This window comes from Thioclava atlantica (assembly GCF_000737065.1).
GTDB classification, from domain to species: Bacteria; Pseudomonadota; Alphaproteobacteria; order Rhodobacterales; family Rhodobacteraceae; genus Thioclava; species Thioclava atlantica.
Genome location: NZ_AQRC01000003.1, coordinates 128,117 through 152,643 on the forward strand (window position 1 = coordinate 128,117; position 24,527 = coordinate 152,643).

Consider the following 24,527-nt stretch of genomic DNA (forward strand, 5'->3'; position numbering starts at 1 on the left):
GGCCGCCCTTTCTTCATCCTGTCGCAGGCTTATTTCCGAGCGCCTTTGAACTGAAGCGCTTGATCGGGATAGCCATAGACATCGAGCGTCGCATCACGGCGCGCTCTCTGGCTGCTGGAAGAAATACCCGTCACGATCACCCCGATGAGGCCGGCGCCCGCACCAGCGGCGGCAGCGTTCTGATCGATCTTTGTCGTTGTATCGTTGATAGGCTGAACGATCCTGAAGACCTTCTCGCCCTGATAGACACAGCTGATCGACGCCACGGGCGTGCGGGGGCCCATATCGGGCGTCACCACCACCGCAGGTGTCGTAAACTCCGCATGGAAACCGTCGGCTTTGAAAGTACAGGGGACGCCTTTCACTTCCTGATAGCTGCCCTTGGTCGAATAGGTCCGCACCGTGAAATTGGACGTGCCCCCTCGGATCGCCAGGCTGGTCACGCGGCTCCAACTACCCCTTCGTGTTTTCCCCTCGACCGGGCGGACCGCCAGTTTTCCGCAGTCCAACCCGGCTCACGTCCCCTCGCCGTGATCCGCCGCCGCCTCCATCTTGGCGGCGAATTCGCGGCGGAGCGCCCGGCGGAGCTCGGCGGCGCGCCAGCGGTGCTTTTCCTCCGCCGTCTCCGGCTGCAATTTCGGCACCTGCGCGGGTTTTCCGGTCTCGTCCACGGCGACCATGGTGAAATAGCAGCTATTGGTGTGACGCCGCGTGCCCGCGGTGATGTTCTCGGCCTCGACCCGAATGCCGATCTCCATCGAGGTGCGCCCGGTATGATTGACGCTGGCGCGGAAGGTCACCAGCTCGCCCACATTGATCGGCTGCTGGAAGGTGACCTGATCGACGCTGAGCGTCACCGCGTAGCGCTGCGAGTAGCGCGAGGCGAGCGAGAAGGCCACGCGGTCCAGCCAGTTCAAAAGCGCGCCGCCATGCACCTTGCCCGAGAAATTCGCCTGATCGGGCGTCATCAGCACCGTCATCACAAGGCGTTTGCGGTCTTCGAAGCTCAGCGTTTCAGTCATCATCGTCCCTCTTTTTGCGCGCGGGATTTGGCCCGAAGCGCCCCGCCCGGTCAATCGGGACAAATGGGCCGGGACAAATGGGCGCAGTCACTTGCGGGGCTTGGCGCGCAGGGTGGGGTCGGCTTCACGCGGATCCTCGGGCCAGGGATGTTTCGGATAGCGTCCGCGCATATCCTTGCGCACATCGGCGTAGGAGCCTTCCCAGAAGCCCGGCAGGTCCATCGTCACCTGGATCGGCTTGTGGCCGGGCGAAAGCAGCGTGATCCTGAGCGGCAGGCGTTTCGGGCCGACGGTGGGGTGCGTGGCGACGCCGAACATTTCCTGCAGGCGGATCTCGATGCCCGGCGCCTCGCCTGCATAGTCGATCGGCACGCGCCGCCCCAGCGGGGTCTCGAAATGCGCAGGGGCCAGTCGGTCGACAAGCTGCATCTGCTCCCAGTCGAGCGACGCGCGCAGCGCATCGGTCAGGTCGAGCTTTCGCAGATCGGCCTCGGTGCGCGCCTTGCCGAGATAGGGTAGCAGCCAGTCCTCGGCGCGCGCCAGAAGCCCCTCATCGGAGAAATCGGGCAGATCGGCGCCCTGCCCGCGCAGGAGTTCCACCCGCGCCTGCAGGCGACGTGCGGCGGGGCTCATCGGCAGCCCGATCTGGCGCAGCCCGGCCAGCGCGCCTTGCGCCAGCGCCTCGCGCGGGGCGTCCTTCCAGACCCGGTCGTCGAGCACCAGCGCCCCGAAACGCTCTTGCTTGCGCGCGATCACCCGGCCCTCGCGTTTCGACCAGTCGCAGATATCGTGCCAGTGGATCTGATCGGCATAGAGGCGGCGCAGCTCCGCCTCCGAGATCGCGAGACCCTGCCGCACCTTCGCCTCGCGCGGATCGCCGTCGAGATCGCTCACCACGATCAGCCGCTGCACCCCCAGCGGGTCGCCCTCGGCCACCACCGCGCCCTTGCCGCCCGAGAGCACATAGCGCGGCGCGTCGCCCTTGCGCCGCAGCCCGACCCGGTCGGGATAGGCCAGCGCGAGCTGCTCGGCGGGGGAATAGCGATGCGAAACCTCGGGCGCGAGCCGGGCGAGGCGCTTGGCCTCGGAACGGATGCGCTCGATCGTGCCGCGATGCGGGGTAAAGGGATGTTCGGCCTCGAACCGTCTGGGATCGCGGATCGCGCTCAGGCGCAGCCCCAGATCGGCAGGCGCGCCCCGCAGCGGGTCACGCTCGGCCAGAAGCGCGGCGAGCGGGGCGGCGTCAGGACCAGCGGTGAGCAGCATATGCCCGATGCGCGGATGGAGCGGCAGCGCGGCCAGCGCGCGCCCGTGATCGGTGATCCGCCCCTCCTTCAGCGCGCCAAGCTCCTCCAGCAGCGCGCGCGCCTCGGCCAGTGCGGGCGCAGGCGGCGGGGTCAGGAAGGCCAGATCCGCCCCGTCCGAGCCCCAGAGCGCCAGTTCCAGTGCCAGCCCGGTCAGGTCCGCCACCTCGATCTCGGGTGGGGCGAAAGCGGGCCGCGCACCTTCCGCGCCTTTCGTCCAGAGCCGGTAGCAGATCCCTTCGGCCACACGCCCCGCACGGCCCCGACGCTGCTCGGCCTCGGCGCGCGAGACGGGTTCCGTCACCAGCCGCGCCATGCCCGAGCCGGGATCGAAGCGCGCGCGCCGGGCCTTGCCGCCATCGACCACCACGCGGATATCCTCGATCGTCAGCGAGGTCTCGGCGATGGCGGTGGCGAGCACCAGCTTGCGCCCTGAGGGCGGGGGCGCGATCGCCGCGCGTTGGGCTGCGAATTCCATCGCCCCGAACAGCGGCCGCACCGCGATATCCTCCGGCAGACGTCCCTTTAGCATCCCCTCGACGCGGCGGATCTCGCCCTCGCCGGGCAGAAAGGCCAGAAGGCTGCCCTCGCAGACCTCCGCCGCCTCGACGATCAGCCCCGCCATCGCGGCCTCGAAGCGCATCGAGGCGTCGACAGGGCGCGACAGCCAACGGGTTTCGACCGGATAGGCGCGGCCCTCCGAGACCACGATCGGCGCATCGTCGAGCAGCTTCGCCACCGGTTCGGCATCGAGCGTGGCCGACATCACCACCAGCGCCAGATCGGGCCGGAGCGCGCCGCGCACCTCCCAGGCGAGCGCCAGCCCCAGATCGGCATTGAGCGAGCGTTCGTGAAACTCGTCGAAGATCACGCAGCCGATCCCCGACAACTCGGGATCCGATTGCAGAACGCGGGTCAGGATCCCCTCGGTCACCACCTCGATCCGCGTTGCCCTCGAAACCTTCGCCTCGCCGCGGATCCGGTAGCCGACGGTCTCGCCCACGCGCTCCCCCAGCGTTTCGGCCATCCGCTCGGCGGCGGCGCGTGCGGCGAGCCGGCGCGGCTCGAGCATGACGATCTTGCCTTCGGTCTGGTCGAGGAGCGCGAACGGCACGCGGGTCGTCTTGCCCGCGCCGGGCGGCGCCATCAGCACCGCGCGGCCATGCGAAGCGACGGCCGCCCGCAGCTCGGGCAGCACCGCATCGATCGGAAGGGAAACGGCGTCCTGTCTCACCCGGCCCTTATCGCCGAGAGAGGCTGCCTTTTCCATAGAGCGTTTCGGTCTCGATCCGGTCGACCTGCAAGCCGCCTTTCGGGCTCGGGTCGTAATAGAGGGTGAAGGCGAAGCGGCTCTTCTCGGCCATGTCCTTCTCGGAGAAGCCCTCGAGCCGGCGATATTCGCCCGCACAGACAAGGCCCTCGCCATTCGGCTGGGGCTTGAAGAGCCGGACCTGGCTGCGCCGCGCCCCGTCATACATCTTCACGTCGAGCTGGCAAGCTTCGTCGCGCGGCACGTCGCGCAGCACCGCATAGAGCGCGGTCAGCGGATCGACCGTGCCGCCCTGCTTGGCCGGATCGACGTCGCGCGGGTTCGGCGGGCGCGGCGGCACCCGGCTCACCGAGACCGGCGTTCCGTTCTGGTAGATGATCTCATGGGTGGCGTTGCGTCCGGGCGCCTCGTCGGTCTCGGCGTATTTCATCGGCGTGAAACGCCCCTGCGAGACATGGCCCGTCACGCTCGCGATGAACTTGATCTTGCGAAGGAAGCCGACGAGTCCCGCGGTCTGCAGCACACCGTTGGCGCCGTAGGACCCGTTCACGACCTTGCCGTTGATCGCAAGCTCGCCCGCGCGGATGCCCCGCAGCTTCACGTCGAACACGATCCGCTCGCTTTGTTCGGCGCGGGCCGCCATCGCACCGAGCGGGATGGCCAGCACAGCGGCTGCCAGGCCCAGACGGAGCGGTTTCGAGATCATCGACCGGTAGGAACGCATGACTGCCCTCATTGCGCAAAATGCCCTTTGGCACTGGACATAGGTCGTCCCGAAGAGGCAAGAAACCGGAAAGCCTTCACGTCTCGTGTCAGGACTGACATGAACCCCGAAATCAGCGAAAGCCCGCCGATGACCGCCCAAATCCCCGCCGATCTCGCCGCTCGCATCCTCGCCTCGGACCGCCGCGCATTGGCGCGCGCGATCACTCTGGTCGAGTCGGGCCGGGCCGAGCACCGGGCGCAGGCGACCGCGCTTCTCGACGAGTTGGCCGGTGCGGGGCGTCAGGCGCTGCGGATCGGGCTGTCGGGCACGCCCGGGGTCGGCAAGTCGACCTTCATCGAGGCGTTCGGAATGATGCTGACGGGCCAGGGGCTCAAGGTCGCGGTGCTCGCCGTCGATCCCTCCTCGACCCGCTCGGGCGGCTCGATCCTGGGCGACAAGACCCGGATGGAGCGGCTCTCGCGCGATCCCAACGCCTTCATCCGCCCCTCGCCGAGCCAGGCGCATCTGGGCGGCGTGGCGCGGCGCACCCGCGAGGCGGTCTCGCTATGCGAGGCGGCGGGGTTCGACGTGGTGCTGATCGAGACAGTGGGCGTCGGTCAATCCGAGACTCTGGTGGCCGAGATGGTCGATCTCTTCGTGCTGCTGATGGCGCCTGCGGGGGGCGACGAGCTGCAAGGGGTCAAGCGCGGCATCATGGAGATGGCCGACCTGATCCTCGTGAACAAGGCCGATGGCGATCTGAAACCGGCGGCGATGCGGACGGTCTCGGATTACGCGGGCGCGCTGCGGCTGTTGCGCAAGCGCCCGCAGGACCCCGAGGGCTTCCCGAAGGCGCTCCCGGTCTCGGCGATCGAGGAGGCCGGGCTGGAAAAGGCCTGGGAGGAGATGCGCGCACTGGCCCAGTGGCGCCGCGAAACCGGCCATTTCGACCGCTGCCGCGCGGAACAGGCGCGGCACTGGTTCGAGGCGGAGGTCCGGGAAGGGTTGCTGGCCCGGCTGCGCGAGGACCCGCAGATCCGCGCGAAGATGCGCGAGCTGGGCGATGCCGTGGCCGAGGGGCGAAGCGCGCCCTCGGCCGCAGCGGCGGCGATGCTCGGAACTCTGGAGAACTGAGGGCGCGCATACGCCCCCAGCACCCTCCGCTCCCCTTACATCGCGCCTTCGGTCTTGTTCATCGTCGGCTCCGTATGGCTCGGCTCGCCATGCATGACCGCCGCGTGGTCGATCTTGCCGTGGCTCATCGGATCGGCCTCGTTCATCTGCATCGGCTGCCCGCGATTGAGATCGACCGGGATGTCGACGACCATGTCGCCCGCCTTCTCGAAATGCAGGGTCACCCGCACCAGATCGCCCTGCTTGAGGCTGTGCACGAGCCCCATGAACATGACATGGTCGCCACCGCGCTGCAGCATATGCTCGCCATGGGCCGGGATCGGGAAACCCTCCTTGACCTCGAGCATCTGCATCTCGCCGCTCGGGCCTACCTTGTGGGTGTGAAGCTCGACCCGCGCGGCGATATCCGAGCTGGCCGAGACCAGGCGGTCCTCGATATCGGTGGTGTTCTTGATCTCCATGAAGGCCGCGCCCGATTTCGACATCGGAGTGGCGACGCGCACATAGGGATCGACGATCTCGATCTGGTCGGCGAAGGCAGGCAGAGCCACGGCGATCAGCGCCGCGCTCATCAGAAATTTGCGGATCATTTGGGTCTCCTGTGATTCAATCCGTCTGAAAACTGTGGGTTCAGACGGTGACAGGTGGCCCCCGTGCCCGCGGGACGACCCGCGCCTGCGCCTGGGCAACCGGCGGTTCGCTCGGACGGAGGCTGCGCCCCTGCCCGCCTGGCGGCTCGGGCAGAACCGGCGCGACCGCGATCGCGGCCATCATCGCGAGGACCATATCGGGACAGAGATGGACAGGGCCCGTCGGGTTGCCCTTCTCGTCCACGCTGATCGTCGTGACGCCGTAGCCGGTGCAGATCACCACCTCGCCCGCAACGCGGGCCTGACCGCGCGCGACGGCCATCGTCATGCTGGTCATGGCCAGCACGATCGCCGCGGCGATGCCGATCACTAGGTTGAAGCGCGTCCTGCTCATGCCGCTCACCCTAGCGTGAGCTCTGCGGGAAGGAAATGCGGCAGATCAACCGCAGACATGCAAAAACCCCGCGCCGAAGCGCGGGGTTTTCGAAAGTCCCGGTCGAGGAAAAGATCAGGCCGCGGCCTGGGCCTTCTCGATCGCTTTCTTGATCTTCAGAGCCTTCGACGACAGCTCGACATCCTTCGCCTTGGCGAGGAACGCATCGAGACCGCCGCGATGGTCGACCGAGCGCAGGCCGGCGGCGGAGACGCGCAGCTTGAAGCTCTGGCCGAGAACGTCCGAGATCAGGGTGACATCGTTCAGGTTCGGCAGGAAGCGGCGACGCGTCTTGTTGTTCGCGTGGCTCACTTTGTTGCCCGTGGTGGGGCCCTTGCCGGTCAGTTCGCAAACGCGCGACATGGCATACTTCCTTCGTTTCTTACCCGGCCAAAGCAGCACGAATCGCGCCCCGGCCCCAACATCAAAGGGCGCCGACATGGCAGCGCCCGAAAATCCGTTGGCGCGGAATAAGGCCAAACCCGCCCCGCGTCAAGTCGCTCGAGCCGTTTTTATGGCCTCGAGCGGGGCTTTCCCGGCCCGTTCTACCAGCCGCGCTGCGCCAGATGGCGCAGACCCTGGGTCACATCGGTGCGTACCGCGAGCCGGAGCGCCGGTTCGTCGCCCGCCCGCAGCGCGGCGAGAATCATCCGGTGGTGGCGCGGCGGCTCGTTGCGCTGCACCTTGTTGTAGAGCGCGCGCATCGTTGGGCCCAGCTGCAGCCAGACGGTCTCGATCACCGCGAGCATCGCGGGCGCCTGCGCCCGCAGGTAGAGCGTGCGGTGGAATTCCAGGTTCGTGCGGATATACCCCACCGCATCCTGCTTCGCGACCGCCTCGGCATTGGCGACGTTGATCGCGCTCAGGCGGTCGATCAGCGCAAGATGCGCCCGCGGCAGCGCGCGCGCCGACAGCTCCGGCTCGATCAGGGCGCGCAGGGCGGCCAGTTCCTCGATCCGCTCGTTCGACAGCTCCGGCGTCGCCACCCTGCCCGAGCTCGACAGCGTCAGTGCCCCTTCCGCCACCAGCCGCCGCAGCGCCTCGCGCGCAGGCGTCATCGACACGCCGTATTGCTTTCCCAGCCCCCTGAGCGTGAGCGGCACGCCCGGCAACAGCTCGCCCACCATGATCTGGTGGCGCAGCGCGCGGTAGAGCCGGTCATGGGCGGCGGTTTCGATCGGACGGGTGGAGATCGTGGTCATGCGCGCGTTTGTGATCACATTTTCCGATCAGGTCAATCGCGAAACCGGATCGCGTGCAGCGCCGAACCCTCGCGCTTGAGCCAGTCCCGTTCGGGCCGGAAGCTCGGGCGCAACTGCTCCACAACCCGCCAGAAGGCGGCCGAATGGTTCATCTCGGCCAGATGCGCGACCTCATGGGCGGCCACGTAATCCAGCACCTCGGGCGGCGCCATGATCAGCCGCCAGCTGTAGGAGAGCGCGCCCGACGCGCTGCACGAGCCCCAGCGGGAGCGGGTGTCGCGCAAGGTGATCCGCGAGAAGGATCGCCCCAGTTCGGTCGCATAATGCAGGCTCGCCGCGTGCAGACGCGCCCGCGCGGAATGCTTGAGGAAGGCTTCGAGCCGCACCCCGAGCCGCTCCGGATCGCCCGGCACCAGAAGCCGCGCCCCCTCCACGCGCGGGCTGCGCAGGGCGGCGGGCTCGAGCGTCAGGCTCCGACCCTCGAAGGGGATCTCCACCCCGAATTGCACCGCGCGCGCAGGCGTGATCCCTCCGAGCGTCTTGCGCAGCCACTCGGTCTGCGAACGCGCGAAGGCCAGCGCCTCGCGCTCGCTCGCCCCTTTCGGGATCGTCAGGGCGACGCGGCCATCCGCCCGCGAGACCCGCAACGAGAATCGGCGCGCGCGCCCGGAACGGCGCAACACCAGATCGAGATCCGGAAGTTCGGGAATGAGCGGCAGACGGGGCACGGTCCCTCCTGATGCAGGCGACGCTGGCGCAACCCCGCAAAAAACACGCGAAAAGGCTTTGACACCCAGCCGTGCCTGTGGCAGTTGGCTGCGACTCTGCTGGATTAGTGCGCAGGAGAATTCCATGCCGAAAGAGGAATGGGGCGTCAAGCGTCTCTGCCCGCATTGCGCGAGCCGCTTCTACGACCTGAACAAGGACCCGATGACCTGCCCGGTCTGCAACAACGTCTTCACCCTCGAAGCGCTGACTTCGGGCAGCGGTCGTACGCTGGTTTCCAGCAAGACCGCGTCGCAGAAGGACGAGGACATCGATCTCGAGGATGACGATCTCGACGCCGATACCGGCGACGTGGATATCGACGATGACCTGCTCGAGGATGACGATGACGACAACGTCTCGCTCGACGAGATCGCCGATGTGAGCACCGAGGACAAGGAAGACAGCTGATCGGGTTTCCCGTTCGGTTCTGTACGAGGCGCGAGGGTCCCCTTCGCGCCTTTTTCCTTTGCTGCCGCAAGGGCACGCAGCGCGCCTGACGAAAATCGCCGCGGGCCGGAAAAATTCCTCTTGCACCCATCCGGCGCTTTGCCTATACGCCTCCCCACGCAGCCGGGCACAACCCGCGCTGGACCTCCGGTGGGGCCATAGCTCAGTTGGGAGAGCGCTTGAATGGCATTCAAGAGGTCAGGGGTTCGACTCCCCTTGGCTCCACCAATTCTCCTCAGAAAGAAAAATGATCGCAACGCGCCTTGAGGCGCGGGACGCGCCTTTCCTGAGGACGGGGAATGCCCTGATCAGGCCGACTGCCCGCCCGAACGGCGGCGTTTCCACCCCATCGCGCCCAGGGCGCCGAGACCGGCCAGCATCATCCAGATCGTGGGCGGCAGCGGCACGGCGGCGGGGGTCTCCACCATCATCGAGACATTGTCGAGCGAGGCGTTCATCGACCAGTGCTGCGCCTCGAGTTCGAACTGAACGCCGAGGGTCCGACCCTGATTGGCCTGCATCAGCGCGGTCAGATCGAAACTGAGATCGGAGGGTGTGCCGCTGCCGAGCTGGAGCCCTGCGGAGGCCGTCGAATAGACCTGCGAGATCACATCGCCGATCTTGTCGATCACCGAGACCCGGAACTGATGATTCGAAACGTCGAAGAAGCCCCAGAGCCCGACCCGCTCGGTGAAGCTGAAGGTCGCGCTGAAGACCTGATCGGGAACGGTGAAGAACTGCGTGAGCGACGCCGCACCGGAAAAGCGGGGGACATAGAGTGCGTCATAGCTGCCCGAGAGCGGCTCCGTCGCGCGTAGCGGCCCGTGCGGATTGCGGGTGCCCTCATTGACCGCGAAGGTCTCGCCGCGCGCATTCCCGGCCGTGGTCCAGCCCGAGAGATCGCCGGTCTCGAAATCGCCATTGGAGATCAGGTCGACGCTGAGCGCCTGAGCGGCAGGCGCGAAGAGCCAGCTTGCCGCAACAAACCCCATCACCGCTTTCCAGAACCGCATTTTCCGCATCGCTTCGCCTGCCCCGAGTCTCTGCACTCTCTCACATCGGCCCGACCGCCCGCCGGGTCTCGCGTTCGTTAAGAAAGATTAACCCTTTGAATGCGGTAAGATTGGGGCACGCGCAGGACAATTGGGCGGCGCGTGAAGCGCTGTTTCCGAAATGAGAACGCCGCCCTTGGAAGGGCGGCGTGTCGCGAACAATCGGCGGCGTGCGCCTCAGCGCGCCCAGTCCCAGGGTACGGTGAACTCGCCCAGCTTGTGCGCAAGCGCCTCCTCGTCGCAATTGCCGGTGGTCGCGATATGGGCGACGAGCCCGCGCTTCTTGTCCTCGGTGACCGAGATCACATGGGCGGCGAGGCCCGCCTCCTTCAGCACGCCGTCGAGCACCCGCATGATGGCGCGCTTGCGCAGGTCGGGCTTGAAGATCTTGCCCACCGCGGTCTTGGGCAACTCGTCCATGATCTCGAGATGCTTGGGGATCGCGGCGCGCTCGTGGATATGGGTCTTCGCGTGCTCGAGCAGTTCCTCGGTAGTGACCGAGGCGCCATCGACGAGCTCGACATAGGCGCAGGGCAGCTCGCCCGCGAAACTGTCGGGCTGACCGATCGCGCCCGCGAAGGCCACCGCCGGGTGCTTGAGGAGCGCATCCTCGATCTCCGCCGGGTCGAGATTGTGACCGCCGCGGATGATCAGGTCCTTCGCGCGCCCGGTGATCCAGAGATAGCCATCCGGATCGAGCCGCCCCAGATCGCCCGTGCGCAGGAAGCGCTCTTCGGCAAAGAGATCGTGGTTCTTGTCGGCTTCGGTATAGGTCGATCCCTCGAACACGCCCGGATTGGCGACGCAGATCTCGCCCACCTCGTCGATGGCGCATTCATCGTAGCTGCCGTTGCGCTTCTTGAGGATGCGCACATGGGTATAGGGCAGCGGAATGCCCACCGAGCCCACCTTCTTGACCCCGTCGACCGGGTTGACCGAGACGAGGCAGGTCGCCTCGGTGAGGCCGTAGCCCTCGGAGACCTCCACCCCGGTCGCCTTCTTGAACCGGTTGTAAAGCTCGACCGGCAGCGGCGCCGAGCCCGAGATCGCGGATTTGAGCGAGGAGATATCGGCATTGACCGGGCGCTGCATCAGCGCGGAGATCGCGGTCGGCACGGTGATCAGGAAGGTCACCTTGTAACGCTCGACGAGCTTCCAGAAATTGTCGAACACGCCGTCGCCGCGGTAGCCGGCCGGCGTCGGGAAGACCACATGCGCGCCGCTCGCGATGGCCGACATCAGGATCGGATAGGCCGCGAGCACATGGAACAGCGGCAGCGGGCAGATCATCACGTCGGTCTCGTCGAAGAGCAGCCGTCCGCCGAGCCAGCCATTGTAGATCATGCCCGAATATTTGTGCTGGGCGACCTTCGGCATGCCCGTCGTGCCGCCGGTATGGAAATAGGCCGCGATGCGGTCTTCCTGCACATCCTCGAACATCAGCCGGTCGCCGGGCAGTTTCGCGGCCTCGGCGTTGAAATTCATCACCTTGGCATGGTGCTTCGTTTCGGTCTTGGGGCGCACGAGCGGCACGATCCAGCTTTTCGGCGGGGTCAGGTAGCGATTGAGATCGACCTCGAGCACGGCCTCGACATTGGGCGCGAGCCGGACCGCCTCGGCCGCCTTCTGCGCGACATCGGTCTTGGGAAAGCTCTTGAGCGTGACCAGCACCTTCGCGCGGGTCTCGCGCAGGATCGCCGCGATCTGCTCGGCATCGAGAAGCGGGTTGATCGGGTTCACGATCCCCGCCGTCGCGCCGCCCAGAAGCGTGATCGCGGTCTCGAGCGAGTTGGGAAGCAGATAGGCCACCGTGTCGGTCGGCCCCACGCCCAGATGGCGCAGCAGGTTCGCGGCCTGGGTGACGCGGCCATGCAGGTCCGACCAGGTGAGCGTCTCGGTCTTGTCGGTCGGCCCCGACAGGATCTGGAACGACAGCGCCGGGCGGGCGCCATAGGCCGCCTTGGCATCGCTCAGGAACCCGTAGAGCGTGGTGGCGCGGTTGCGCTCTTCCCAAGGCTTCTCGGCCTCGACCGCGTCGCGATCGGCAATCGTTGCGAATCTTTGCATGTAGTCCTCCCACGAGCCGCCCGTTCTGCCGCGGACGAAACGCCCTCAGGATGCGGCAAAAGCGACATTCGCGGCAAGGGGTGGTCCGCTCGAAAACGCGACGTCATGACGTTTTTGACGTTGGGAAACGACGCGGCGCCGTCGCAGACAAGCGAGCGCCCCACACAGGGACGCCCCGCCGCCCGGAACCGGCCCCTCACGCCCCGTCGGTGAATTGCAGCCGCGCCAGCTCGGCATAGAGGCCGCCCTCGGCGACGAGGCTGTCATGCGTCCCCTGCGCCACGATCCGCCCCTCGTCGAAGACGACGATCCGGTCCGCCTTCTTCACCGTCGCCAGCCGGTGCGCCACGATCACCGTGGTGCGGGTGCGCGCAAGCTGCTCCACCGCCGCCTGCACCTCGCGCTCGGAGGCCGCATCGAGCGCCGAGGTCGCCTCGTCCAGCAGCAGGATCGGCGCGTCGCGCAGGATCGCGCGGGCAATCGCGATGCGCTGCTTCTGCCCACCCGAGAGCATCACCCCGCGCTCGCCCACATAGGTGTCGAACCCGTCGGGCAGCGCCTGCAGGAAGTCATAGGCATGGGCGGCGCGCGCCGCCTCCTCGACCTCTCGATCCGAGGCGTCGGGGCGGCCGAAACGGATGTTCTCGCGCGCCGAGGCCGCGAAGACGACCGGGTCCTGGGGCACCAGCGCGATCGCCTGCCGGAAATCGTGTCGCGCCATGTCGCGCAGGTCGTAGCCGTCGATCATCACGCGGCCCGTCTCGGGATCCCAGAACCGCTGGATGAGCTGGATGACCGTCGTCTTGCCCGCCCCCGAGGGGCCGACCAGCGCCACGGTCTCGCCCGGCGCGATCTCGAGATCCACATGGTCGAGCGCCGAGGTCTCGGGCCGCGACGGATAATGGAAGCTCACATCCTCGAACTGGATCGCGCCTTTCGCCGGCATCGGCAGCGGCACCGGATGGGCGGGGTCCTTCACGCTGTCCTCGGTCTGCAACAGCTCCACGAGGCGTTCGGTCGCGCCCGCGGCACGCTGCAATTCCGACCAGATCTCGGACAGCGCCCCCACCGAGCCCGCGACCATCACCGCGTAGATCACGAACTGCACCAGCTCGCCCACGCTCATAAGCCCCTCGCGCACGTCGCGCGCGCCGACCCAGAGCACGCCCACCACGCCCGCGAAGACGAGGAAGATCACGATCACCGTCATCACCGCCCGCGTGCCGATGCGTTTCTTCGCCGACTGGAAGGCCTGTTCGGTCACCTGCGAGAAGCGTTCGCGGGTGATCGCCTCATGGGTGAAGGCCTGCACGGTCTGCGCGGCCAGCAGCGATTCCGAGGCCGCGCCCGAGCTGTTGGCGATCCAGTCCTGGTTCTCGCGCCCCAGCACCCGCAGCCGCCGCCCCAGAACCACGATCGGCACCACCACCACGGGCACCACCAGCAGCACCAGCCCGGTCAGTTTCGCCGAGGTAACCAGCAGCATCACCATCCCGCCGATCAGGATCAGCACGTTGCGCAGCGCCACCGAAACCGAGGACCCGATCACCGAGAGGATCAGCGTCGTGTCGGTGGTGATGCGCGAGATGATCTCGCCGGTGAGGATGCGCTCGAAGAAGGCGGGCGACATCGAGATCACCCGCTCGAAGACGGCCTTGCGGATATCGGCCACCACGCGCTCGCCGAAGCGGGTCACGAGATAGTAGCGCAGCCCCGTCCCGAGCGCGAGCAGCCCCGCGATCAGCAACGCCGCGCCGAAATACTGATCGAGCAGCGCCGCCCCCTTCTGGAACCCGTCCACCACCCGGCGCACCGCAAGCGGCAGGATCAGCGAGATCGAGGCGGTCGCGATCAGTGCAAGCAGCGATGCGAGCGCGAGCCCCCTATAGGGGGCGATGAAGGGCGCCAGCCCCCTGAGCGCGCCGATCTTCTTCGTCTTGGGCCGGTCCTCGGCCGGTCCTGCGGGTCTGCGAGCCATGACGTCTCCCTTTTTGACCCAACCGGGTTTAGGGGGCGCACCCCTTTGAGGCAAGCCTCGATCGGCGCGGCGGATCGGCGCGCGGGCCCCGTGCGCGCGGGCAGATCGAGGCATCTGCGCGCTCCGGGCATCGGAGACGGAGGGAAGACCGTTTCGCTACGGGCGGCCGGACTCGAACCGGCACGGGCTTGCGCCCCAGGGAGTTTAAGTCCCATGCGTCTACCATTTCGCCACGCCCGCAGCGCGCCTTGGCTAGCGCGCGCGCGCGGCCATGGCAAGCGCTCAGCGCCCCTCGAAACGCGGCGGACGCTTTTCGAGGAAGGCGAGCACCCCCTCGCGGAAATCGTGACTCGCGCCAAGACCGCCCTGCAATTCCGCCTCGAGCTCGAGCTGAGCGGGCAGGTCATTGGCATAGCCGTCGCGCAGCGCTCGCTTCACCGCCGCATAGGCCGCGGTCGGACCATTGGCCAGATGCGCGGCGCGGGCACGCCAGTGATGGGCGAAATCGACCTCCGGCACGGCTTCCCAGATCATCCCCCAATCGGCGGCCTGGCGCGCGCTCACCTTGTCGGCGAAAAGCGCAAGCCCCATCGCGCGCGCGAATCCCACCTGGCGCGGCAACCAGTAGGTTCCGCCCGCATCGGGCATCAGGCCGATCCGCGTGAAGGCCTGGATGAAGGCCGCCGCCTCCGAGGCGATCACGATATCGGCCGCGAGCGCGAGATTGGCCCCCGCCCCCGCCGCCGGCCCGTTCACCGCCGCGATGACCGGCACCGGACAGTCGAAGATCGCGCGCAGCATCGGCTCGTATTCGTCGCGCAGCACCCGCTCGAGATCGAGCCCCGCCGCCGCGGCCCCGTCGCCCAGATCCTGGCCCGAGCAGAAGGCGCGCCCGGCCCCGGTGAGCACGATCACCCGCGCCTCGGCCTCGGCCCGGCGCACCGCCTCGAGGATCTCGGCGCGCATCTGCGTGTTGAGCGCATTCATCACGTCGGGACGGTTCAGCGTGATGACCGCGACCTGGTCCTCGCAAGAATACTCGATGGCCTGGAACATGGCGCGCCTCCCTGTTTGCGTCGCGATCACGATAGCGATGCGGCGAAGCAGGGAAAGCGGAACGGTGCGTCACGAAGCCCGGCGCGGGGCGAGGGCGGCGAGCGGGGATGCCTCCGGCGGGGATATTTGGAGCATTTGGAAGGGCACGCCGCCTGCTTCCAAATGCCTCAAATATCCCGGGGTGAATTTGCGCAGCAAAGAGGGGCAGCGCCCCTCCTCACTCGCCCATCAACTCCTTGAGGCGTTTCTCTTCCTCGGCCGAGAGTGCGGGGCCCGTGGGGGTCTCGGGGGCGCTGCGCCGCGCGCGGACATAGAAGAAGCCGCCGATCAGGGCGAGGATCAGAACCCCCGGCCCGAGATACCACAGCAGCAGGTTGGCGCCCTTCTTCTCGGGCTCGAAGAGAACATATTCGCCGTAGCGCGCGGTGATGTAGTCGATCACCTGGCTGTCGGTATCGCCCGCCTGGAGCCGCTCGCGCACGAGAAGCCGCAGATCGCGCGACACTTCGGCATTCGAATCGTCGATATTCTCGCCCTGGCAGACCGGGCAGCGCAGCACTTTCGAGATCTCGCGGGCGCGCGCCTCGAGCGTCGGGTCCTTGAGCACCTCGTCGGGCTGCACCGCGAAGATCGGGCCCGCGAAGATCAGAAAGATGAATGTCAGGACGAATTTCTTGAGCATGGCTTATTCCGCAGGGGTTGCATGGCCGGGCATCGCGCGCGTCTTGCGCGCGCCCGCCGCGACCCGGTAGCGGCGATCGCTCAGGCTCAGGAGCCCGCCGAGCGCCATGATGATCGCGCCCGCCCAGATCCAGTCCGCGAAGGGCTTGATATAGGTGCGTACCGCGTAGCCGCCGTCTTTCTGCGGATCGCCGATCACCAGATAGATATCCTCGAGCGGCGTGGTGTGGATCGCCGCCTCGGTCGTGGGCATCCGCTGCACCGGGTATTCGCGCTTTTCGGGATGCATCGTGGCGACCAGCTTGCCGTCGCGCTTCACCACCATCGTACCCATCTGCGACATGTAGTTCGGGCCCTTGACCTGCTCGACCTTGGTCAGGGTGATCTCATAGCCATCGACGGTGAACGGCTCGTTCAGCTGGGCGACGCGGATATTCTCGACCTGGCCGGCCAGCAACAGGCCGACCCCGATGAAGGTGACGCCGAGCCCGGAATGCGCGACCGCCTTGCCCCAATCGGCGCGCGGCAGGCGCTTGAGGCGGGCCGGCGTGCGGCCGGCGCGCTGCCACAGCTCGGTCATCGAGCCGAAGACGAGCCAGGAGCCGAGGAAGGTCGCGACGAGCGCGAGCAGCGAATTGCCGCTTTCCACCGCCCAGGCGAGCCCCGCCACGGCGAGGGCGAGCACGAAGGCCGGCACGAGGCTGCGCAGCACGCGGCCGAGACGCGCGCGTTTCCACGGCATCATCGCGCCCACCGGCAGGATCAGCGCCAGGATCACCATGAAGGGGGTGAAGGCCTGATCGAAGAAGGGCGCGCCGACCGAGAGCTTGCGGCCGAAGAACATCTCGGCCACGAGCGGCCAGACGGTGCCCACGAAGACGACGAGCGCGGCCACGGCGAGCAGGATGTTGTTCACCACCAGCGCGGTCTCGCGCGAGATCATCGAGAACACGCCCTTGGCCTGCATCGCGCTCGCGCGGAAGGCATAGATCGTGAGCGCGCCGCCCACGAAGAAGGCGAGGATCGCGAGGATGAAGATGCCGCGCTGCGGATCCGAGGCGAAGGAGTGCACCGAGGTGATGACGCCCGAGCGCACGATGAAGGTGCCGATCAGCGAGAAGCCGAAGGCCATGATCGCGAGCAGGATCGTCCAGCTCTTCAGCGCCTCGCGCTTCTCGACGACGATGGCGGAATGGAGCAAGGCGGCGGCGAGAAGCCAGGGCATGAAGGAGGCGTTCTCGACCGGATCCCAGAACCAGAAGCCGCCCCAGCCGAGCTCGTAATAGGCCCACCACGAGCCGAGCGCGATGCCGATGGTCAGGAAGATCCAGGCGGCGAGCGTCCAGGGCCGCACCCAGCGCGCCCAGGCGGCGTCGATCCGGCCCTCGATCAGGGCGGCGACCGCGAAGGAAAACGCCATCGAGAGCCCGACATAGCCGAGATAGAGGAAGGGCGGGTGGAAGGCGAGGCCCGGATCCTGCAGCAGCGGGTTCATCCCCTTGCCGTTGAAGGGCGCCTCGGCGAGACGCAGGAAGGGATTCGAGGTAAACAGGATGAAGGCGAGGAAGGCGACGCCGATCCAGGCCTGCACCGAGAGCACCCGCGCGCGCAGCCGCGGCGGCAGCGCCCCGCCGAACCAGGCCGCGGCCGCGCCGAAGAGCGAGAGGATCAGCACCCAGAGCAGCATCGAGCCCTCGTGATTACCCCAGACCCCGGTCACCTTGTAGAGCATCGGCTTGTCGGTATGGGAGTTTTCCCAGACCAGCTTGAGCGAGAAATCCGAGACCACGAAGGCATGGGTGAGCGCGGCGAAGCTCACCGCGATCAGCAGGAACTGGGCCGAGGCCGCGGGCTCGCCCACCGCCATCCAGCCACGCCAGCCCTTATGCGCCCCGATCAGCGGCACGAGCGCCTGAACGATGGCGACCGCAAAGGCCAGGATCAGGGCGAAATGGCCGAGCTCGTTGATCATGATGGTCTCCTCCTGTGCGCGTCGGGCGATCATAGAGGTATACGGCGCCCCGGCCAAGCAGGATGCGCGCCGATGTCGCAACCTCTCACGCGGGCGTGAGTGGCCTTCGCCGCATCGGGCGGGGTAAGGGGGGCTGTCCGCCCCCTCTTCGGCTGCGCCGAATTCACCCCCGAGGGTATTTTCATCCAGGTGAAGGGGCTGCCGGGAGCGTGGAGGAAGAGCGATGCGTGCGATCCTGATCAGAGCCTGCCTGGGCACGGCGCTGCTTGCCGGGTGCAAGCCCGCGGCCCACGATCCGCTCGAGGCGGTCGCACCGAATGCAATCTGGGAAGTGGTGCAGATCGCGGGCAAGCCGGTGCCGCAGACTGTCGAGGTGACGCTGACCCATCCCGAGAAGGGGCTGATCGCGGGCCGCTCGGGTTGCAACCGCTACAACGGGCGGATCTCCGAGCAGAACGGCCGCGTGCGCGTGGGCGAGCTGGCCGGGACGCGGCTTTCCTGTCCGGCCGACGAGCTCGCGGTGGAAGAGGCCTTCCGCTCCGCGATGGCGCGCGTCGACGCGGTGACGATCGCGAAGGACCGGCTCGAGCTGCTCCAGGGCGGCGTGCCGGTGATCGTCGCCACGCAATAAGCCGCGCTTGACCGCGCCGCGCGCGCATGGCCCACTCGCGCCATGTTCCCGATCCGCGATCACAACCCCTCGCTCGGCACGCCCTGGGTCACCTGGTCGCTGATCGCGCTCAATTGCCTCCTCTACCTGCTGACCGCGCCCTGGGCGGGCGACATGCGGATGCTGTGGCTCGAGAATGCGCTCTGGCCCGTCGCGGTGACGCAGGGCGTCGCGCTGCATGGGCTGGTGACGCATATGTTCCTGCATGCGGGGCTCGTGCATCTGGCCGGCAACATGCTGTTTCTCTGGGTCTTCGGCGACAATCTGGAGGAGCGCCTGGGGCGGCTCGGCTTTCTCGCCTTCTACCTCGCCTGCGGGCTGGCCGCCGCCCTCGCGCAGATCGCGAGCGCGCCGCGCCTGCAGATGCCGATGGTCGGCGCCTCGGGGGCGGTCGCGGGCGTGATGGGAGGCTATCTGCTGCTCTATCCGCGGGCGCGCATCGACGTGCTCTTCTTCTTCGTGATCTTCTTCAAGATCTGGCCGGTCCCGGCCTGGCTGCTGCTCGGGCTCTGGTTCGTTTTGCAGGTGCTCAACGAGCTGGGCGCGGGCGATGCGAGCGCGGTCGCGCATATGGCCCATATCGGCGGTTTCGTCGCGGGAGTGGCGCTGATCGTGCCGCTCTGGCTGCGGCTGGGCGGGCGGGACTATTGGGCGCGCACGCATGGCCACCCGCCCTTCCCCGCCGCGCAGTTCCCGAGATCCCCCATTCCCACCGTCAGAAGGAGACGCTGATGCTGCCCGAGATCCGAACCCCGCATCGCCTGACCTGCCATTGCGGCGCGGTCGAGATGGAAGTGACGCTTTCAGACGGGCTGAACACCAAACGCCGCTGCGACTGCTCCTTTTGCCGCAGGCGCGGCGCGGTGGCGGTCTCGGCTCCGCTGAGCGGCATCCGCATCGTGAAGGGGGAAGACAACCTGACCCTCTACCAGTTCGGCACTATGACGGCGAAGCATTACTTCTGCAAAACCTGCGGGATCTACACCCACCACCAGCGGCGCTCGAATCCCGAGCAATACGGCGTGAACGCGGCTTGCCTGGAAGGGGTGAACCCGCGCGATCTCGACCCTGTGCCCTGGGCGGACGGGGTCAATCACCCGACCGACCGGAGCGAATGAAGGCGGCCGCGCGCTCGGCGATCATGATCGTGGGCGCGTTGGTATTGCCAGAGACCAGCCGCGGCATCACCGAGGCATCGACGACGCGCAGCCCCTCGATCCCGTGCAGACGCAGTTCGGGATCGACCACCGCCATCGCGTCGCGCCCCATTCGGCAGGTGCCGACCGGGTGATAGATCGTATCCGCCCGCGCCCGGATATCGGCCAGCAGCCCGGCATCCGACCCGTCATGCGGATAGAGCCTGCGCCCGCGCCAGGGAGCCAGCGGTTCGGTCTCCGCCACCTTTTCCACCAGCCGCGCGGCGCGCAGCATCAGAGCCTCGTCGCGCGGATCCGAAAGGAAGCCCGGATCGATCAGCGGGGCGGCGCCCGGGTCTGTTGACGCAAGGCGCACCGTGCCGCGCGAGGCCGGCCGCAGCGGGCAGATATGGACCGACCAGCCATCGGCAAGATGCGGTTTGCGCATATGCTGATCGACGATGCCGACGACGAAATGAATCTGCAGGTCGGGCCGGGTGAGGCCGGGCTCGGAGCGCAGGAACGCCCCGCCCTCCGCCATCGGCGAGGCGAACAGCCCCTCCCCGTGTTTGCGCCAGCCGCCCGCGGCGCGGGCCAGCCGCAGAAGCCCGCGCGGATTGAGGCCCACCACATCACGGCGCGGCGAGGTGTAGGAGACGATATAGTCGAGATGGTCATGCAGGTTCGCGCCGACGCCGGGCAAATCGAGGACCGGCTCGATCCCGATTTCGCGCAGATGGTCCGCCGGGCCGATCCCCGAGAGCATCAGGATCTGCGGCGAGCCGAAGGCCCCGGCCGAGACGATCACCTCGCGCGCGGCCTCGATCCGGTGGCGCTTGCGGCCGCGCCGGATCAGCGCCCCGGTCGCGCGGGTGTCTTCGATCAGGATCCTCTCGGCGCGTGCGCGGGTCAGCACGGTCAGGTTGGCGCGCGCCATCACGGGGTGCAGATAGGCGGCGGCCGCCGAGCAGCGTTCGCCCTTGCGCGACCCGTCCCAGAATTGCGTGACCTGATAGAGCCCCGCGCCTTCCTGGTCGGGGCCGTTGAAATCGTCATTGGGCGCGCAATCCACCGCGCCGCAGGCCTCCACGAAGGCGCGGCTGATCGTACAGGGGCGGCGCTGATCGCCGACCTGCAAGGGGCCCGCGCCGCCATGCAAGTCGGAGGCCCCGCGCATGTTGCGTTCGCTCGAAAGAAACCACGGCTTCACGCTTTGCCAGTCCCAGCCCTCGGCGCCCATCCCGGCCCAGCCGTCGTAGTCCTCGGGCTGACCGCGCAGATAGAGCATCGCGTTGATCGCGGAAGAGCCGCCGAGCCCCCGCCCGCGCGGCTGGAACCCGCGCCGCCCGCTCAGTCCCGGCTGCGGCGTGGTGTGATAGGCCCAGTTATGGATCGGCGGGCGGCCCGCGACCATTGCCGCGACCAGCGCCGGCGCGCGCACGAAGATGTCGCGCGCCGTGTCGCCCGCCTCGATCAGGCAGACGGTGACGGCGGGATCTTCGCTCAGCCGCGCGGCCAGAACCGCGCCGGCCGAGCCACCGCCCAGAATGAGATAGTCGAACCGCAAGGGCTCCTCCTTCCCCTGTTCGCGGGAAGCCTAGCGGGTTTGCGAGGTTTGGGAAGCGTGACGCCGGGTCGGAAGGTTGAGGGACGCGCCCGAACCTTGGGTGGGTGCTTTGCTCCGATTGTGGCTTGGCCCTTTATCTCAAAAGCCCGAACGACGCTCGGTCTCGCGAAGACCTCGCCAATGCGCCCTCCCGGGGGAAGGGTCGGGCGCGGCCCGGTCTGGACGCCCGGGCCAAGGGAAATGCCCGGATCAGCCGCTAAGCGGCCCACCCGGCGCTCGGGCCCTGCCCTCCCGAATGCGCAAAAGAAAACGCCCGGTCCTTGCGAACCGGGCGCTCCAAACTCTCTCGCGAAAACCCTCAGCCGCGCAGCGTGCCGCCGGTCGCCTTGCTCACCTTCTCGACGATCTTCTTGCTGACCGCCTCGATCTCGGCATCGGTCAGCGTCTTGTCGGAGGGCTGCATCCGCACGGAAAGCGCGATGGATTTCTTGCCCGCGCCCATCTGTTCCTCGGCCTTGGCTCCGGTGAACTGGTCGAAGACATTCACGCTCTCGATCAGCTTCTTGTCGGCACCCAGAGCCGCGTTCACCGCCGTCAGCGCCTCGACGCCCGCATCGACCACGAAGGCGAAATCGCGTTCCACCGCCTGCAGATCCGAGATCTCCAGCGCCGGACGGGTCGCGCCCTTCTTCTTCGGGAAGGGCACGTTCTCGAGCCAGATCGAGAAGGCGACCGCCGGGCCCTTCACGCCCATTTCGCGCAGCACCTTGGGATGCACCTCGCCGAATGTCGCGAGCATGTTGGGCCCGAGCGCGACATTGCCCGCGCGGCCCGGATGCCACCATCCCGCCAGCTTGCGGTTGATCTGCGCGCGCGCGGGCGCCCCGATCGCGGCCAGCACGGCTTCCGCATCGGCCTTGGCGTCGTAGAGATCCACCGGACGGCGCGAGCCCCAGGGATCGCGCGGCCCCGCCTGACCAACCAGCAGGCCCGCCGCCTGCACCACCTGTTCGCCCGGCTCGCCGCCCGCGAAGGCAGGGCCGACCTCGAACAGCGCCAGATCGCCGAAGCCGCGCGCCTGATTGCGGCTCGCGGCCTGCAGCAGGCCCGGCAGCAGATCGGGGCGCATATGCGTCATCTCCGACGAGATCGGGTTTTCCAGCCGCGTCGCATCCGCGCCACCGCCGAACAGCTTGGCCGCGGCCTCGTCGATGAAGCTGTAGGTCACGCATTCATTGTAGCCGAGGCTCGCGATGGTGCGGCGCGCCATGCGTTCGCGCACCTGCATCGGCGTCAGGATCGGTCCGGGCACCCCGGTCGTCTCACGCGCCAGTGGCTTGCCGATCAGCTTGGTGAGCGAGGCGATCCGCGCCACCTCTTCCACCAGATCGGCCTCGCCCAGGATGTCGGGCCGCCAGCTCGGCGGGCTCGCCATGTCGCCTTTCAGCGTGAAGCCCAGCGCCTCGAGCGTCGCGCGCTGTTCGGCCTCGGGGATATCCATCCCGACGAGGCTGACCACGCGGGCCGGATCGAGCCGGTAGGCGCGCGCGCTTTCGGGCACCGCGCCATCCATAACCAGTTCCGAGGCCTCGCCGCCGCACAGATCCAGCACCATCCTGGTCGCCAGATCGAGCCCCGGCAGGGTGAAGGCCGGATCGACGCCGCGCTCGAAGCGGTAGCGCGCATCCGAGTTGATCTTCAGCGCACGGCCCGTCGCCGCGATGGTGATCGGGTCCCAATAGGCGCTCTCGAGGAACACATCGACCGTGTCCTCATCCGCACCCGATGCCTCGCCGCCCATGATCCCGGCGAGGCTTTCGACGCCCTTGTCGTCGCAGATCACCATGTCGCCGGCGCGCACGGGGTAGGTCTTCTCGTCCAGCGCGAGGAACTCCTCGCCGCCCTCGGCCGGCTTGATCGCCAGATTGCCCGCCACCTTCTTCAAGTCGAAGACATGGAGCGGCCGGTTCAGATCGAAGGTGAAATAGTTGGTGATATCGACCAGCGTCGAGATCGGCCGCAGCCCGATCGCCTTGAGCCGCTTTTGCAGCCAGTCCGGCGAAGGCCCGTTCTTCACGCCGCGGATCACCCGACCCGCGAACAGGGGACAGCCCTTCTCCTTCAGCGCGGGTTCGATGGTCACGGAGACCGGAGCCGCGAACGCCTCCTCGACCGCCGGGATCTCGAGCGGTTTGAGCTTGCCCAGCCCCCGCGCGGCCAGATCGCGCGCCACGCCGCGCACGCCCAGCGCGTCCGGCCTGTTCGGCGTGATCGCGATCTCGATCACCGGATCGACCGCCTCGGGCCGGTTCTCGGCCAGCCAGTCGGTGAACCTCTGCCCCACCTCGCCCGAGGGCAGCTCGATGATGCCGGTATGCTCGTCCGACAGCTCCAGCTCGCGCTCCGAGGCCATCATCCCGTGGCTCTCGACGCCGCGGATCTTGCCCACGCTCAGCGTCACGTCGATGCCCGGCACGTAATCGCCCGGCTTGGCGAGAACCACCGTGATCCCCGCGCGCGCATTGGGCGCACCGCAGACGATCTGCTTCACACCCTCATCCGTCTCGACCATGCAGACCCGCAGACGATCGGCGTCGGGGTGCTGCTCGGCCGACTGCACCTTCGCCAGCGTGAAGGCGCTCAGCTTCTCGGCCGGGTTGACGACCTCCTCGACCTCGAGCCCGAGATCGGTGAGTGCCTCGGCGATCTCATCGACGGAGGCCGTGGTCTCGAGATGGTCCTTGAGCCAGGACAGGGTGAATTTCATCGGGATCCCCTCAGGATTGCTTACGCTGGGCGAGGTCCTTGTAATCCCCCATCTCGAGAAGTTTCAACTCCCGCCAGAGCCGGATCGAGGGTTTTGCGGCGAAAAGCACCGAGCCGATCAGGAAGAGCCAGGTCGCCGCGGTGGCGAGGCTGTCATAGAAGAACAGGATCGAGCCGATGACGAAACAGAAGGCCGCGCCGAAATCGACCACCGTGTAGGCGATCTCGGTGAGGGCCACGAAGCGGCGCTGCTCGGGGGTCTGTTCGTGCTTGGGCGTGTCGAAGAGGCGTTTGGATCGGGTCATGGCTTGGCTCCTTGCATGTCTTCAACCAAGCGAAACCGCTCGCAGACGAGTTCCATTTCCGGATCAAAACCTCCGTTACGCTCGAAATAGGCCTGATGGCCTTGCCGCCAGCCTTCGAGCGTCTCATCCTCCCCCTCGGCCAGCGCGAAATCCTCATCGACATCGCAAAAGCGCCGGATTGTGACCTCGACGGTCTCGATCATGATCGCCGGGTTGCCGTCCCAGTCGAGCGCGATATCGCGCCGTCCCACCACCGGCATATCCTCGCCCCCTTCGGTGAAATAGGTGAGCGCGCCGCAGGTGGCGGTCTTCTTGCCTTCGCGGATCAGGGAGAGGAGTTGGTCGCAGAGTTCGCGGCTGTCGCCGAAGGTGAAGGTGGTGGGGTCGGGCATGGGGGAATT

The 24,527-nt window shown here is 67.5% G+C and carries 24 protein-coding genes and 2 tRNA genes; 6 read left to right on the forward strand and 20 right to left on the reverse strand.

The window, feature by feature from the left end:
- Window positions 1-29: 29 nt before the first annotated feature.
- From DW2_RS04870 to DW2_RS04885, 4 genes are all read right to left on the reverse strand, one after another.
- Window positions 30-443, reverse strand: coding sequence for a hypothetical protein (locus tag DW2_RS04870; RefSeq protein ID WP_038144212.1), 414 nt, complete (start codon window positions 441-443; stop codon window positions 30-32).
- A 72-nt stretch (window positions 444-515) separates the two neighbouring features.
- The gene (locus DW2_RS04875; protein WP_038144487.1) at window positions 516-1,022 is read right to left on the reverse strand and encodes an acyl-CoA thioesterase; all 507 of its coding nucleotides are present in this window, start codon (window positions 1,020-1,022) and stop codon (window positions 516-518) included.
- 87 nt (window positions 1,023-1,109) lie between these two features.
- Entirely contained in the window at window positions 1,110-3,596 is a 2,487-nt protein-coding gene (hrpB, locus tag DW2_RS04880) for an ATP-dependent helicase HrpB (protein ID WP_051855432.1), read from the reverse strand.
- Window positions 3,568-4,320: a DUF3108 domain-containing protein gene (locus tag DW2_RS04885; RefSeq protein ID WP_238321265.1), complete on the reverse strand. Its 753-nt coding sequence runs from the start codon at window positions 4,318-4,320 to the stop codon at window positions 3,568-3,570. Before DW2_RS04885 ends, hrpB begins: the two co-directional genes overlap by 29 nt.
- Window positions 4,321-4,449: 129 nt before the next feature.
- Here DW2_RS04885 and meaB point away from each other — a divergent pair, with 129 nt between their 5' ends.
- Complete coding sequence (gene meaB, locus DW2_RS04890) at window positions 4,450-5,436, forward strand: methylmalonyl Co-A mutase-associated GTPase MeaB (protein ID WP_038144493.1); 987 nt, start codon at window positions 4,450-4,452, stop codon at window positions 5,434-5,436.
- Window positions 5,437-5,471: 35 nt separating this feature from the next.
- Here the strand turns inward: meaB and DW2_RS04895 are convergent, their stop codons facing one another.
- The 5 genes from DW2_RS04895 to DW2_RS04915 form a co-directional block, all read right to left on the reverse strand.
- Window positions 5,472-6,026: a copper chaperone PCu(A)C gene (locus tag DW2_RS04895; RefSeq protein WP_051855434.1), complete on the reverse strand. Its 555-nt coding sequence runs from the start codon at window positions 6,024-6,026 to the stop codon at window positions 5,472-5,474.
- Window positions 6,027-6,066: 40 nt separating this feature from the next.
- Window positions 6,067-6,420, reverse strand: a complete 354-nt coding sequence (locus tag DW2_RS04900; protein ID WP_051855437.1) for a hypothetical protein — start codon at window positions 6,418-6,420, stop codon at window positions 6,067-6,069.
- Between the two features lie 114 nt (window positions 6,421-6,534).
- On the reverse strand, window positions 6,535-6,822 hold the full coding sequence (gene rpmB / locus DW2_RS04905) for a 50S ribosomal protein L28 (RefSeq protein ID WP_038144213.1): 288 nt from the start codon (window positions 6,820-6,822) through the stop codon (window positions 6,535-6,537).
- A gap of 182 nt (window positions 6,823-7,004) precedes the next feature.
- On the reverse strand, window positions 7,005-7,661 hold the full coding sequence (locus DW2_RS04910; protein WP_038144214.1) for a GntR family transcriptional regulator: 657 nt from the start codon (window positions 7,659-7,661) through the stop codon (window positions 7,005-7,007).
- A gap of 32 nt (window positions 7,662-7,693) precedes the next feature.
- Entirely contained in the window at window positions 7,694-8,380 is a 687-nt protein-coding gene (locus tag DW2_RS04915; protein WP_038144496.1) for a M48 family metallopeptidase, read from the reverse strand.
- Window positions 8,381-8,513: 133 nt separating this feature from the next.
- Here DW2_RS04915 and DW2_RS04920 point away from each other — a divergent pair, with 133 nt between their 5' ends.
- Window positions 8,514-8,837 carry an FYDLN acid domain-containing protein gene (locus DW2_RS04920; RefSeq protein WP_038144215.1) on the forward strand — a complete coding sequence of 108 codons (324 nt, stop codon included), beginning with the start codon at window positions 8,514-8,516 and terminating at the stop codon, window positions 8,835-8,837.
- 191 nt (window positions 8,838-9,028) lie between these two features.
- A tRNA-Ala gene (locus DW2_RS04925) sits at window positions 9,029-9,104 on the forward strand.
- 80 nt (window positions 9,105-9,184) lie between these two features.
- On the opposite strand, the gene DW2_RS04930 is transcribed toward DW2_RS04925, so the two are convergent.
- From DW2_RS04930 to DW2_RS04960, 7 genes are all read right to left on the reverse strand, one after another.
- Window positions 9,185-9,889, reverse strand: coding sequence for a PEP-CTERM sorting domain-containing protein (locus DW2_RS04930; RefSeq protein WP_162178885.1), 705 nt, complete (start codon window positions 9,887-9,889; stop codon window positions 9,185-9,187).
- A gap of 216 nt (window positions 9,890-10,105) precedes the next feature.
- Complete coding sequence (locus tag DW2_RS04935; RefSeq protein ID WP_038144217.1) at window positions 10,106-11,995, reverse strand: acyl-CoA synthetase; 1,890 nt, start codon at window positions 11,993-11,995, stop codon at window positions 10,106-10,108.
- A 196-nt stretch (window positions 11,996-12,191) separates the two neighbouring features.
- On the reverse strand, window positions 12,192-13,973 hold the full coding sequence (locus DW2_RS04940; protein ID WP_038144218.1) for an ABC transporter transmembrane domain-containing protein: 1,782 nt from the start codon (window positions 13,971-13,973) through the stop codon (window positions 12,192-12,194).
- Window positions 13,974-14,130: 157 nt separating this feature from the next.
- Window positions 14,131-14,213, reverse strand: a tRNA-Leu gene (locus DW2_RS04945).
- Window positions 14,214-14,255: 42 nt separating this feature from the next.
- A complete protein-coding gene (locus DW2_RS04950; protein WP_038144219.1) occupies window positions 14,256-15,029 on the reverse strand; it encodes an enoyl-CoA hydratase-related protein in 774 nt (257 codons plus the stop codon).
- 217 nt (window positions 15,030-15,246) lie between these two features.
- On the reverse strand, window positions 15,247-15,711 hold the full coding sequence (locus DW2_RS04955; RefSeq protein ID WP_038144220.1) for a cytochrome c-type biogenesis protein: 465 nt from the start codon (window positions 15,709-15,711) through the stop codon (window positions 15,247-15,249).
- A 3-nt stretch (window positions 15,712-15,714) separates the two neighbouring features.
- Window positions 15,715-17,682, reverse strand: coding sequence for a heme lyase CcmF/NrfE family subunit (locus tag DW2_RS04960; protein ID WP_038144221.1), 1,968 nt, complete (start codon window positions 17,680-17,682; stop codon window positions 15,715-15,717).
- 223 nt (window positions 17,683-17,905) lie between these two features.
- Here DW2_RS04960 and DW2_RS04965 point away from each other — a divergent pair, with 223 nt between their 5' ends.
- From DW2_RS04965 to DW2_RS04975, 3 genes are read left to right on the forward strand one after another with little or no spacing between them, the layout of a single operon-like run.
- Window positions 17,906-18,313 (forward strand): META domain-containing protein, encoded by a 408-nt coding sequence (locus DW2_RS04965; protein ID WP_038144222.1) that lies wholly within the window; start codon window positions 17,906-17,908, stop codon window positions 18,311-18,313.
- A 42-nt stretch (window positions 18,314-18,355) separates the two neighbouring features.
- Entirely contained in the window at window positions 18,356-19,084 is a 729-nt protein-coding gene (locus DW2_RS04970) for a rhomboid family intramembrane serine protease (RefSeq protein ID WP_038144223.1), read from the forward strand.
- Window positions 19,084-19,470 (forward strand): GFA family protein, encoded by a 387-nt coding sequence (locus tag DW2_RS04975; RefSeq protein ID WP_038144224.1) that lies wholly within the window; start codon window positions 19,084-19,086, stop codon window positions 19,468-19,470. Before DW2_RS04970 ends, DW2_RS04975 begins: the two co-directional genes overlap by 1 nt.
- Here the strand turns inward: DW2_RS04975 and DW2_RS04980 are convergent.
- From DW2_RS04980 to DW2_RS04995, 4 genes are all read right to left on the reverse strand, one after another.
- Window positions 19,442-21,055 (reverse strand): GMC family oxidoreductase, encoded by a 1,614-nt coding sequence (locus DW2_RS04980; RefSeq protein ID WP_038144225.1) that lies wholly within the window; start codon window positions 21,053-21,055, stop codon window positions 19,442-19,444. The genes DW2_RS04975 and DW2_RS04980 overlap by 29 nt on opposite strands.
- A gap of 358 nt (window positions 21,056-21,413) precedes the next feature.
- Window positions 21,414-23,822 carry a phenylalanine--tRNA ligase subunit beta gene (gene pheT, locus DW2_RS04985; protein ID WP_038144226.1) on the reverse strand — a complete coding sequence of 803 codons (2,409 nt, stop codon included), beginning with the start codon at window positions 23,820-23,822 and terminating at the stop codon, window positions 21,414-21,416.
- A gap of 10 nt (window positions 23,823-23,832) precedes the next feature.
- A complete protein-coding gene (locus DW2_RS04990; protein WP_038144227.1) occupies window positions 23,833-24,126 on the reverse strand; it encodes a YrhK family protein in 294 nt (97 codons plus the stop codon).
- Window positions 24,123-24,518, reverse strand: coding sequence for an ASCH domain-containing protein (locus tag DW2_RS04995; protein ID WP_038144228.1), 396 nt, complete (start codon window positions 24,516-24,518; stop codon window positions 24,123-24,125). The genes DW2_RS04990 and DW2_RS04995 overlap by 4 nt, the downstream gene beginning before the upstream one ends.
- Between the last annotated feature and the right edge of the window lie 9 nt (window positions 24,519-24,527).